This is a genomic window from Paraburkholderia sp. UCT31 (assembly GCF_014397655.1).
GTDB lineage: Bacteria > Pseudomonadota > Gammaproteobacteria > Burkholderiales > Burkholderiaceae > Paraburkholderia > Paraburkholderia tuberum.
In genome coordinates, this window is the sequence record NZ_VZQP01000014.1 from 22179 (window position 1) to 34305 (window position 12127).

Genomic DNA, 12127 nt, shown 5'->3' on the forward strand with positions numbered 1-12127 from the left:
GGCGCGTGTCGAGCCTACGGCGGGAAATGATACCCGCTATCGCGTTGGCGCATGAGCTGCCATCCGTGTCGCGAGGCGCCCCAGTCTGCGCACCGCTTCGTCGGTCAGATCCAGATCCGCACTCGGACAGCTGAGCCGAATGAAGTGATCGAAACGCCCGGCGTTCGAAAATACCGTGCCCGGCATGATGCGAATACCGTCATGCAACGCGGCGTCGAATAAAGCCGACGAAGATACGTGACGCGGCAATTCGATCCAGAAAAACATCCCGCCGCGCGGCGGCGTGAACCGCGTGCCGTCGGGAAACGATGCCGCCACCGCCGCGGCCATCCGCTCGCGCCGCAGCTGCAAGCTCTCGCGCAAACGCCGCAAATGGCGCTCGTACGCGCTCGTCTCCAGGAACCCGGCGAGCACGACTTGCGACAACTGCTCGTTGTGGCGCGACTGCGCGAACTTCAGCATGCCGATGCGCGGATGCCACCGGCCACCGTTGATCCAGCCGACGCGCATGCCAGGCGCCAGCGTCTTGTTGAACGATGTGCAATGGATCACGGTGCCATCGGTGTCCCACGCCTTCAGCGAGCGGGGCGGCGGCGCGGCATCGACGAGCTCGCGGTAGGGATCGTCCTCGATCAGCGCGATGCCGGCGCGCGCGCACAGTTCGACGAGGCTCGCCTTGTGCGCGTCGGGCATCACGCTGCCGAGCGGGTTTTGCAGATTCGGCACCACCACGACCGCCTTGATGTCGGGATGCGTGTGTAGCGCGAACGCCAGCGCCTCGATCGCGAGGCCGGTGCTCGGGCTGGTCGGAATTTCGAGCGCGCGCAGACCGAGACTTTCGAGCGCCTGCAGCAAACCGAAGAAGCACGGCGATTCGACCGCGACCGTGTCGCCCGGCTGCGTCACCGCGCGCAACGCGAGGTTCATCGCTTCGACGCCGCCGTGCGTCATGATGATGTCGTCCGCGCCGATCTGGATGCCGGCCTCGAGCGCGCGCCGGGCGATGATCGCGCGCAACGCCGGATCACCCTGATCGGGCCCGACGGCGGTCAGCAAGGTGGGCCGCCGGCGCAACGCGCGCACCGCGGCCTTTTGCAACGCATCGGTCGGATAGAGATCGGGCGACGCGGTCGCGCCGCCGAGATTCAGCGCGTGCGGATAGCGCTGAAATTTCGACACGAGCGCCGAAATCTCCGAGTGAATGCCGACGAACTGCGCGGCGGCGCCGGGCTGCATCGCGAGATCGGGCTCGGCGGCGCAGGGCAACGCAGCCGTCGGCGGCACGCGCACGAAATAGCCGGCGCGCGGCCGCGCGTCGATCAGCGCGGCGCGTTCCAGTTCGCGATAGCTCTCGGTCGCCGTCGCGAGGCTCACGCCGTGGCGCTGCATGAACGCGCGCATCGACGGCATGCGGTCGCCCGGGCGCAGCGCGCCGTTGCCGATCGCGCGGCGGTATTGGTCGGCCAGTTGCCGGTAAAGCGGCTGGCGCTCGGCTGGCCGGTCCGTCGAGGGACCTTGCGGTGTGAAGAGGGGTTCGCTCATGAACCGATGGTGCGGATAGTCCGCGCGCCGCGACAGATACACATCGACGTGATTCGGACCGATACAGCGTGACGAAACGCACCACTGTACCGGTTCAGATTGTCGACAGCTGCGGCTGTTTTCATCCGGACGGATTCCCTAAGCTGTGTGACACGAAGACGGTTTAAAGGAATCGGTCATGCCTGTGCGTCCATACCACGATCGCTTGTTACCCGGTGCAGAAGTGGATTGCACCGCGGCGTCGCATCTTGCCGCCGGTCAGATGGCCCTGCACGACTTGCGCGCGCGCAGTTCGATCATCGCGGTCGAAGGTGCATTGCAACTCGTCTTCCGCGATCATTCGCTGGCCTGGCTCGGCGACGACGCCCCGCTCACGTCGCTCACGTTGCACGAAGGCGAGCGGTTTATGACCTCGCAACGTGGCGTCGTGTCGATCCGCGCGACGCAAGCCAATCGCGCTGCGTTTATCGTGCTGCCTGCACACGCTGAACACAGCGCGCGCGGTTTCGTTCTGCAAGCCGCTCGGCGTCTCGCTTGCGTCGTGCGCACACGGTGGCGGCGCGCCGCCTGAAACGTCGCTGCGCGCGCCACGTGGCCCGTTACAATGCATGACCAACCCGCTTCGTTCGAGGTGCAGGTCATGTCATTCTTTCGCGCGCTGCTGCCGGGCCGCGTCTCACGGGTGTGGCGCCTGTTCGCCGCCGTCGTCGCTGTCACGCTGACACTCGCTGGCTGCGCGGGCCTGTTCGGCGCCGACCCGTTGCGCGTCAATGTGGCGGGCATCGAGCCGATCGCTGGCCAGGGCATGGAGATGCGCTTCAACGTCAAGCTGCGCGTGCAGAATCCCAACGACTCCGCGGTCAGCTTCAACGGCGTGTCGCTCGATCTGGAACTGAACGGCAAGCCGTTCGCCAGCGGCGTCAGCGACCAGAGCGGCACCGTGCCGCGCTTCGGTGAAACCGTCGTCACCGTGCCGCTGACCGTGCCGGCTTTCGCCGCGGTTCGTCAAGCCTTTGCGCTAGCCGGCGCCGCGCAGTCGGGACAGGTTCCGTACGTTCTGCGCGGCAAGCTCGCGGGTGGCGTGACCGGTACGACGCGATTCACCGATCAGGGGACGCTGAGCCTGCCGTCGTCGGACACGGGCTGGTAATGACGCCGGCCCACGCCCGCTCAAACCACTTCGAACAAACCCGCCGCGCCCTGCCCGCCGCCGATGCACATCGTCACGACGACGAACTTCACGCCGCGCCGCTTGCCTTCGATCAGCGCATGGCCGACGAGCCGCGCTCCCGACACGCCGTACGGATGGCCCACCGCGATCGCGCCGCCGTTCACGTTCAGGCGGTCGTGCGCAATGCCGAGCTGGTCGGCGCAATAGAGCACCTGCACCGCGAACGCTTCGTTCAGCTCCCACAGGCCGATGTCCTCGACCTTGAGGCCGGCTTTCTTCAACAGCTTCGGCACCGCGAACACCGGCCCGATGCCCATTTCGTCGGGCTCGCAGCCGGCCACTGCGAAACCGCGGAAGATGCCGAGCGGTTGCAGCCCTTCGCGTTCGGCCAGCGTCGCGTTCATCACGACGCAAGCGGATGCGCCGTCCGAGAACTGGCTCGCATTGCCCGCGGTGATCACGCCGCCCGGCTGCGCGGTGCGGATCTTCGACACGTCTTCGAGCGTCGTGTCGGCGCGGATGCCTTCGTCGCTGCTGACGGTCACTTCCTTCGTGTAGAGACGGCCGCTCGCCTTGTCGGCGACGCCGGCGAGCACCGTCAACGGCACGATTTCGTCCTTGAATTTACCGGCTTCGAGCGCGGCCGCCGCGCGTTGCTGCGAGCGCACGCCATATTCGTCCTGGCGTTCCTTCGAGATCGAGTAGCGCTTCGCGACGTTCTCGGCGGTCTGCAGCATCGACCAGTAGATTTCCGGCTTGTGCTCGATGAGCCAGCCGTCGGTCATCATGTGGCGGTTCATCTCGTTCTGCACGCACGAGATCGACTCGACGCCACCCGCGACGTACACGTCGCCCTCGCCGGCGATCACGCGTTGCGACGCAAGCGCGATCGTCTGCAATCCCGACGAGCAGAAACGGTTCACGGTCATGCCCGGCACGCTGACCGGCAAGCCCGCGCGCAATGCGATCTGCCGCGCGATATTGCCGCCCGTCGCGCCTTCCGGATTCGCGCAACCCATGATCACGTCCTCGACGCGCGCCGGATCGAGCTTCGCGCGCTCGACCGCGGCCTGCGTCACGTGGCCGCCGAGCGTCGCGCCGTGCGTCATGTTGAAACCGCCGCGCCACGATTTGGCGAGACCCGTGCGGGCGGTGGATACGATTACGGCGTCAGTCATGCATGTCTCCAATTGCAGTGTCAAAAGTGGCGCGCCGGCTCACTGCCGTGCGTTCATAAGCGCATCACCGCGCCGCCTCTGTCGTTTGACGCGAGCGATGCGGAGGGAACCCGCACCGCTCAATTCGTGGGCTGAAGCCAGCCGCGCTCAGCCGTTGAACCCGCGACCTTCGGCCGCGAGCTTCGCGATGCTCGGCGCGAGCTTCCACGCGTCGCCGTTCGGCCGCGCCGCATAGCGGCGAATCGCGCGCTCGACGTTATAGAGCCCCACCGTGTCCGCGTACAGCATCGGGCCGCCGCGATGCAACGGGAAGCCGTAGCCGGTCAGATAGACCATGTCGATATCCGACGCCTTCGACGCGATGCCTTCCTCGAGAATCTTCGCGCCTTCGTTGACGAGCGCGAACACCAGACGCTCGACGATTTCCTCGTCGCTGATCTTGCGGCGCTCAGAGTGGGTTTCCTTCGAGTACTCGCCGATCATTTCGTTGACCACGCCCGAAGGGTATGCGGTGCGATCGCCCGCCTTGTAGTCGTACCAGCCGCCGCAGGTCTTCTGGCCGAAGCGGCCCATCTCGCACAGACGGTCGGCGATCTTCGAGTAGTGCATGTCGGGGTGTTCGAGATAGCGGCGCTTGCGGATCGCCCAGCCGATGTCGTTGCCGGCGAGGTCGCTCATGCGGAACGGCCCCATCGCGAAGCCGAACTTCTCGATGGCCTTGTCTACCTGCGCTGGCAACGCGCCCTCTTCGAGCATGAAGAGCGCCTGACGAACGTATTGCTCGATCATCCGGTTGCCGATAAAGCCGTCGCACACGCCCGACACCACCGCGGTCTTCCTGATCTTCTTCGCGAGCTTCATCACGGTGGCGAGCACGTCCTTCGCGGTCTCCTTGCCACGCACGACTTCGAGCAGCTTCATCACGTTGGCCGGGCTGAAGAAGTGCATGCCGACCACATCCTGCGGACGTTTCGTGAACGCGGCGATCTTGTCGACGTCGAGCGTCGACGTGTTCGACGCGAGGATCGCACCGGGCTTCGCGACTTCATCGAGCCGGCGGAACACCTGCTCCTTCACGCCCAGCTCTTCGAACACGGCTTCGACGATCATGTCGGCGTGCTTCAGGTCGTCGTAGGAGAGCGTCGAGCTCAGCAGCGCGAGGCGCTGTTCCATCACCTCGGGCTTCAGTTTGCCTTTCCTGACGGTCGCCTCGTAGTTCTTGCGGATCGTCGCGAGACCGCGGTCGAGCGCTTCCTGCTTCGTTTCCAGCAGCGTGACCGGAATGCCCGCGTTCAGGAAGTTCATCGCGATGCCGCCGCCCATCGTGCCGGCGCCGATCACGGCCACCCGATCGATGTCGCGCACCGAAGTATCTGCCGGCACGTCGGGAATCTTGCTCGCCGCCCGCTCACCGAAGAACGCGTGACGCAGCGCGCGGCTCTCCGGCGTCTGCACGAGCGCGATGAAGCATTCGCGCTCGAATGCGAGGCCCTTGTCGAAGCCGTGCTTCACACCGGCTTCGACCGCGTCGATGCATTTATGCGGCGCCGGGAAGTTCTTCGCGAGTGCCGCGACGCTATTGCGCGCGAACTGGATGAAACCGGCCGCATTCGGATGTTCGATCTTGCGCTCGCGCACCTTCGGATGCGGGCCGGTCTCGGCGCCGACCTTGCGCGCGAACGCGAGCGCGGCTTCGGCCAGTTCGGCGGGATTCGCGACGACTTCGTCGAACAGCCCCGAATCGGCGAGCTTTTCCGAGAGCACCGGCGCGCCCGACACGATCATGTTCAGCGACGCTTCCAGACCGATGGCGCGCGGCAGACGCTGCGTGCCGCCCGCGCCCGGCAGGATGCCGAGCTTCACTTCGGGCAGCGCGATCTGCGCGCCGGCCGCGGCGACGCGGTAATGCGCGCCGAGGGCAAGTTCGAGGCCGCCGCCCATCGCGACGCTGTGGATCGCCGCGACGAGCGGTTTCGCGCTGCCTTCGACGGCCTTGATGACGGTCGCGAGCGTCGGCTCCTGGGTCGCCTTCGGCGTATTGAATTCGGTGATGTCGGCGCCGCCCGAAAAGGCCTTGCCCGCGCCCGTCAGCACGATGGCCTCGATGGCCGGATCGTTCTGCGCGCGCTCGAGCCCTTCGACGATACCCGCGCGCGTCGACAGACCGAGCCCATTGACGGGCGGATTGTTCAGCGTGAGAACGGCCACGCCGTCATGAGTTGTGTAGTCCACTGCCATCTGCGTGCCTCCGTGCGATCCATGCATTGAGGCGGCGCATGATGCGCCGCCCGTCCGGTTCATCGAGCCTGCTTATGGTCAGACTTTTTCAAGCGACGGTTCCGGGGTCAGCAGGCACGATACACCAAAAAAGAACGAACGTTCAATTTATTCCGGAATGGGGTTTCCCCTGGGACTCGGGGGTCAGCGGACAGCTGCGGCCGTCTTCGAGCGCGGACGGCAGCACGTGGTCGCGGAACAGATCGCGCAGCTTCAGCTTCTGCAGCTTGCCGGTCGCCGTGTGCGGCAGGTCGTCGACGAACACGACGTCGTCGGGGATCCACCACTTCGCGACCTTGCCGTCGTAGTGCGCGAGCAGTTCGTCGCGGGTGACGTCTTGCCCCGCGCGTTTGACGACGACGAGCAACGGGCGCTCGGTCCACTTCGGATGCGCGCACGCGATGCACGCGGCTTCCGCGACCGCCGGATGCGCGAGCGCGACGTTCTCGACGTCGATCGAGCTGATCCATTCGCCGCCCGACTTGATCACGTCCTTCGAGCGATCGGTGATGTGCAGGAAGCTGTCGGGGTCGATCGTCGCGACGTCGCCGGTCGGGAACCAGCCGTCGATGAGCGGCGAGTCTTCCTTGCGGAAATACCGGTCGATGACCCACGGCCCGCGCACGTGCAGATCGCCGAACGCGACGCCGTCCCAAGGCAGCTCGCGGCCATCCTCGCCGACGATCTTCATGTCGACGCCGTAGATCGCATGACCCTGCTTTTCGAGCAGTTTGCGCTGATCGGCGAGCGGCCGCTGGCTCTGCTCCCAGGTCAGCTTCGACAAGGTACCGAGCGGCGACATCTCCGTCATGCCCCATGCATGGATCACCTGCACGCCGTAGTCGTCCTCGAGTATCCGCAGCATCGCGGGCGGACAGGCGGAACCGCCGATCACCGTGCGCTCGAGCGACGAAAACCTCGCGCCCGTTTCGCGCAGGTGGTTCAGCAGACCGAGCCACACGGTCGGCACGCCGGCCGAGAACGTGACGCGTTCGCTCTCCATCAGTTCGTACAGCGACTTGCCGTCGAGATCCTTGCCGGGGAACACGAGCTTCGCGCCGGTCAGCGGCCCCGCGTGCGCGAGGCCCCATGCGTTGACATGGAACATCGGCACGATGGGCAGCACCGAGTCGCGCGCCGACAGGTTCATTGCGTCGGGCAACGCCGCGCCGAACGCGTGCAGCACCGTCGAGCGATGGCTATACAGCGCGCCTTTCGGATTGCCGGTCGTGCCCGACGTATAGCAGAGATACGACGCCTGGCGCTCGTCGAGCGCGGGCCAGTCGAAGCGGCCGTCCTGCCCGTCCATCAGCGTTTCGTAGCACAGCACCGACGTTTGCATCGGCGGCCGATGCGCTTCATCGCATAGTGCGATCCAGCCGCGCACGCGCGGGCACTGCGGCGCGAGCGTGTCGACCAGCGCGGCGAACGTCGTGTCGAACAACACGTACGCGTCGTCGGCATGATTGACGATGTAGGCGATCTGGTCGGGGAAAAGCCGCGGGTTGATCGTGTGACATACGGCGCCGAACCCGGTGGTGCCGTAATACGCTTCGAGATGCCGGTAGCCGTTCCACGCGAGCGTCGCGACGCGTTCGCCCGGTTCGACACCGAGCGCGATGAGCGCCTGCGCGAGCTGCTTCGCGCGCTGCTCGCAATCGCGATAGGTGTAGCGATGCAGGTCGCCTTCGATGCGCCGCGACACGATCCCGGTGCTGCCGAAATGCCGTGCGGCATGCGCGAGCAACGATGACACGGTGAGCGGCACGTCCATCATCTGGCCCAGCAGCGGCGTCGTCATAAGGCGGGGTCTCCTCGGCTTGTTAGTGGGTCGATGGGTTGGCGCAAGATCATGGCGGCGTCGAGCGCAGCAGCATGGTCCGAACGATGAAGGCGGCCGCCCAGCAGCGCCGCGGGCGCGGACTTACAATATCGGCTAATCCAGAGGCGCTCAACATGTCGTTTTCCCCAAGCTTTGCAGGGCTATCCGCAGCTTTGACGGATCTTTCCAACACACTCGCCACTCCCCCAGCCAACGCGTTCGCGCGGCTCGGCGGCACGTTCCTCACGCGCCTGCCCGCCGCGCCGCTCGACGCACCCTATCTCGTCGGCTTCTCGGCCGAGACCGCCGCGCGGCTCGGGATGCCCGAGGGCATCGAGCGCGATCCGGGCTTTATCGAGCTGTTCTGCGGCAATGCGACGCGCGACCGGCCGGCCGACACGCTGCCTTATGCGTCGGTGTACTCGGGGCATCAGTTCGGCGTGTGGGCCGGCCAGCTCGGCGACGGCCGCGCGCTCGGTCTGGGCGAGCTCGAACACGACGGCGAGCGCAACGAACTGCAGCTCAAAGGCGCGGGCCGCACGCCCTATTCGCGCATGGGCGACGGCCGCGCGGTGCTGCGCTCGTCGATCCGCGAATATCTGTGCTCGGAGGCGATGCATCATCTCGGCATTCCGACCACGCGCGCATTGTGCGTGATCGGCTCCGACCAGCCGGTGCGGCGCGAGACGATCGAAACCGCCGCGGTGGTCACGCGCGTCGCGCCGAGCTTTGTGCGCTTCGGCCACTTCGAGCACTTCTACGCGAACGATCGTGTCGACGCGTTGCGCGCGCTCGCCGATCACGTCATCGAGCGCTTCTATCCGCATTGCAAGGAGGCCGACGATCCGTATCTGGCGCTGCTCGCCGAGGCGGTGCGCTCCACCGCGGATCTGATGGTCGACTGGCAGGCGGTCGGTTTCTGTCACGGCGTGATGAATACCGACAACATGTCGATCCTGGGCCTGACGATCGACTACGGCCCGTTCGGTTTCATGGATGGCTTCGATGCCGGCCACATCTGCAATCACTCCGATACGCAGGGCCGCTACGCCTACCGGCTGCAGCCGCAAATCGCGTACTGGAACCTGTTCTGCCTCGCGCAGGGACTGCTGCCGTTGTTCGGCGAGAAGCACGACGAAAGCGTGCGCGCCGACAAGGCGGTCGAAGATGCGCAGCACGTGCTAGCCGGCTTCAAGGACCGTTTCGCGCCGGCGCTCGAAAACCGCATGCGCGCAAAGCTCGGCCTCGAACAGGCCCGCGACGGCGACGACGCGCTGGTCAACCGGCTGTTCGAAGTGATGCACGCGAACCGCGCCGATTTCACGCTGACGTTCCGCCATCTCGCGCGCCTGTCGAAACACGATGCGAGCGGCGACACGCCGGTGCGCGACCTGTTCCTCGATCGCGTCGCCTTCGACGCATGGGCGAACGACTATCGCGCGCGGCTCGCCGAGGAGTCACGCGACGACGTTGCGCGCGCCATTGCAATGAATCGCGTGAACCCCAAATTCGTACTTCGCAACCATCTGGCGGAGACGGCGATCCAACGCGCGAAGGAGAAGGATTTCTCCGAGGCGGAACGGCTCGCGGCCGTGTTGCGTCACCCGTTCGACGAGCAGCCCGAATACGCGTCGTATGCGGGCCTGCCGCCCGACTGGGCGAACTCACTGGAAGTGAGCTGTTCGTCATGACGCGCCGGCGCGGTTGAATCGCCACGGCCGCCCCACGAGAAAGCACCGAGACAAACCCGAGACAGGAACCCGACCATGAACAACCCCGACGATCTCAAGCATGACGCCCCAGCCGTACAGAAAAGCGACGCCGAGTGGCGCAAGCAGCTGACCGACATGGAATACCAGGTGACGCGCCATGCGGCCACCGAGCGCCCGTTCACGGGCCGCTACGACGATCACTGGGAACGCGGCGTCTACGACTGCGTGTGCTGCGGCACGCCGCTGTTCGAATCGGACACCAAGTTCGACGCCGGCTGCGGCTGGCCGAGCTATTTCCGCCCCATCAACGGCGAAGTGATCGCCGAGAAGACCGACCGCTCACACGGCATGCTGCGCATCGAGGTGCAGTGCAAGAACTGCGGCGCGCATCTGGGCCACGTCTTCGAGGACGGACCGGCGCCGACCGGTCTGCGTTACTGCATCAATTCGGCTGCGTTACAATTCGAGCCCAAGTAACGCGGCGCGGCAGCATCCCTGCCCGCCTTCGGCGTCGCGGCGCGAAGTGCGCGCGGCGCCCTTCCAATGCGGCCGTCCCGCTCGCCAGCGGGCACCGCGCACCTTGCACGCCAGGCGGGCGCGCTTCAACGTTCGACTCACTCTCCGACTTCCCGATCAGATAATGAAATTCCTGTTCGATCTGTTCCCGATCATCCTGTTCTTCGTCGCCTTCAAGATCTGGGGCATTTTCACGGCGACGGCAGTGGCGATCGTCGCCACGCTGGTGCAGATCGCGTGGGTGGCGTTCCGCCACCGCAAGGTTGACCCGATGCTGTGGGTGAGCCTCGGCGTCGTCGTCGTATTTGGCGGCGCGACGCTCGTGCTGCACAACGACACCTTCATCAAATGGAAGCCGACCGTGCTGTACTGGGCGTTTTCCGTCGCGCTGATCGTGTCGCAGCTCGGCTTCAACAAGAACCTGATCGAAGCGATGATGGGCAAGCAGATCACGCTGCCGCACGCGATCTGGGGCAAGCTGAACCTGATCTGGGCGGTGTTTTTCGTGCTGCTCGGTCTGCTGAACCTGTTCGTCGCGTATCACTACACGACCGATCAGTGGGTCAATTTCAAGCTGTTCGGCGCGACCGGCTGCCTGCTCGTGTTCATCGTCGGACAGAGCCTGTGGCTGTCTAAGTACATGAAGGAGGAATGACATGAGCGACCTGTTCATGCACGCCACCACCGCCGAGCGCGCCGCGCTGATCGAGGCGCGCCTCGCGGCCGCGCTCGCGCCCGTCGAATCGATCCGCATCACCGACGACAGCGCGCAGCACGCGGGCCACGCTGGTGCCGCCGCCGGCGGTCATTTCAGTGTCACGATCGTGGCCGTCGCGTTTGCCGGCAAGCCCCGCGTGGCGCGGCATCGCATGGTGTATGATGCGCTGGCCGATGCCATGCAGCGCGGCATTCATGCCCTTGCCATCACGGCGTATACGCCCGAAGAATTTGCTTTGTTGCCCCGCTAGGAACCTTTCGATGACCTTGAAGAAAACCCGCCTCTGGGTATTGCTGGCTGCGTTCGCGGCCGCACCTGCATTCGCACAGAACATCGCCGTGGTGAACGGTACGCCGATTCCGAAGTCGCGCGCCGATGCGTTGATCCAGCAACTGGTTCACCAGGGACAGCAGGACACGCCGCAACTGCAGCAGGCCGTGCGCGAAGAGCTCGTGAATCGCGAAATCCTGATGCAGGAAGCGCTGCGTCGCGGGCTGCCGAACCGTCCGGACGTCAAGGCGCAAATCGCGGTCGCGCAGCAAACTGTCGTGCTGCGCGCGCTGATCGAAGACTTCGTAAAGAACAATCAGCCGACCGACGCCGAAATCACCGCGCGCTACAACGCGCTCGTCAAGGATGCGGGCGGCAAGGAATATCACCTGCACCATATCCTCGTCGACAACGAGCAACAGGCGAAGGACCTGATCGCGAAGATCAAGGCCGGCGCGAGCTTCGAGGCCCTGGCCAAGCAGTACTCGAAGGACCCGGGATCGGGCAAGAACGGCGGCGATCTCGACTGGTCGGACCCGAAGGCCTACGTGCCTGAATTCGCGGACGCGGCCACGCATCTGCAGAAAGGCCAGATGACCGACACGCCGGTGCATACGCAATTCGGCTGGCACATCATCCGTGTCGACGGCATCCGCGCCGTCACGCCGCCGCCGCTCGAGCAGGTGCGCGCGCAGATCGTGCAGCAGATCCAGCAGGAAAAGCTGCAGGCGTTCGAAGAGAATCTGCGCAAGAACGCGAAGATTCAGTAAGGGTCGGCGGGCAGATTGTCTTCGGATAGTCCGCCTGGCTCTGAAGCCTGAATGCGATAAAGCCGCCCGTGGGCGGCTTTTTTGTTGCCGCAAGATTTGCAGCGGCGGCGTGCGTGGCTGCCGCAAACAGGAGCCGCCGCACGCGGGCGGC

At 65.5% G+C, this 12127-nt stretch carries 11 protein-coding genes; 7 read left to right on the top strand and 4 right to left on the bottom strand.

Going from position 1 to position 12127, the window contains the following annotated elements:
• Positions 1-36: 36 nt before the first annotated feature.
• On the bottom strand, positions 37-1542 hold the full coding sequence (locus tag F6X40_RS14075; protein ID WP_187628265.1) for a PLP-dependent aminotransferase family protein: 1506 nt from the start codon (positions 1540-1542) through the stop codon (positions 37-39).
• A 178-nt stretch (positions 1543-1720) separates the two neighbouring features.
• Between F6X40_RS14075 and F6X40_RS14080 the strand changes: the two genes are divergently transcribed.
• Entirely contained in the window at positions 1721-2113 is a 393-nt protein-coding gene (locus F6X40_RS14080; RefSeq protein WP_187628266.1) for a hypothetical protein, read from the top strand.
• A gap of 69 nt (positions 2114-2182) precedes the next feature.
• Positions 2183-2692, top strand: coding sequence for an LEA type 2 family protein (locus F6X40_RS14085; RefSeq protein ID WP_184063551.1), 510 nt, complete (start codon positions 2183-2185; stop codon positions 2690-2692).
• 20 nt (positions 2693-2712) lie between these two features.
• On the opposite strand, the gene F6X40_RS14090 is transcribed toward F6X40_RS14085, so the two are convergent.
• From F6X40_RS14090 to F6X40_RS14100, 3 genes are all read right to left on the bottom strand, one after another.
• The gene (locus tag F6X40_RS14090; RefSeq protein ID WP_187628267.1) at positions 2713-3891 is read right to left on the bottom strand and encodes an acetyl-CoA C-acyltransferase; all 1179 of its coding nucleotides are present in this window, start codon (positions 3889-3891) and stop codon (positions 2713-2715) included.
• A gap of 147 nt (positions 3892-4038) precedes the next feature.
• Positions 4039-6129, bottom strand: a complete 2091-nt coding sequence (locus F6X40_RS14095; RefSeq protein WP_187628268.1) for a 3-hydroxyacyl-CoA dehydrogenase NAD-binding domain-containing protein — start codon at positions 6127-6129, stop codon at positions 4039-4041.
• Between the two features lie 142 nt (positions 6130-6271).
• Positions 6272-7969, bottom strand: a complete 1698-nt coding sequence (locus F6X40_RS14100; RefSeq protein WP_184063561.1) for a 3-(methylthio)propionyl-CoA ligase — start codon at positions 7967-7969, stop codon at positions 6272-6274.
• A gap of 155 nt (positions 7970-8124) precedes the next feature.
• On the opposite strand from F6X40_RS14100, the gene F6X40_RS14105 reads away from it, so the two are divergent.
• From F6X40_RS14105 to F6X40_RS14125, 5 genes are all read left to right on the top strand, one after another.
• Entirely contained in the window at positions 8125-9681 is a 1557-nt protein-coding gene (locus tag F6X40_RS14105) for a protein adenylyltransferase SelO (protein ID WP_187628269.1), read from the top strand.
• A gap of 75 nt (positions 9682-9756) precedes the next feature.
• Entirely contained in the window at positions 9757-10179 is a 423-nt protein-coding gene (msrB, locus tag F6X40_RS14110) for a peptide-methionine (R)-S-oxide reductase MsrB (RefSeq protein WP_184033490.1), read from the top strand.
• Between the two features lie 163 nt (positions 10180-10342).
• Positions 10343-10873, top strand: a complete 531-nt coding sequence (locus tag F6X40_RS14115) for a septation protein A (RefSeq protein WP_085481354.1) — start codon at positions 10343-10345, stop codon at positions 10871-10873.
• Position 10874: 1 nt separating this feature from the next.
• Complete coding sequence (locus F6X40_RS14120) at positions 10875-11186, top strand: BolA family protein (protein WP_013089413.1); 312 nt, start codon at positions 10875-10877, stop codon at positions 11184-11186.
• 10 nt (positions 11187-11196) lie between these two features.
• Positions 11197-11976: a peptidylprolyl isomerase gene (locus F6X40_RS14125; protein WP_184063566.1), complete on the top strand. Its 780-nt coding sequence runs from the start codon at positions 11197-11199 to the stop codon at positions 11974-11976.
• Positions 11977-12127: the final 151 nt, after the last annotated feature.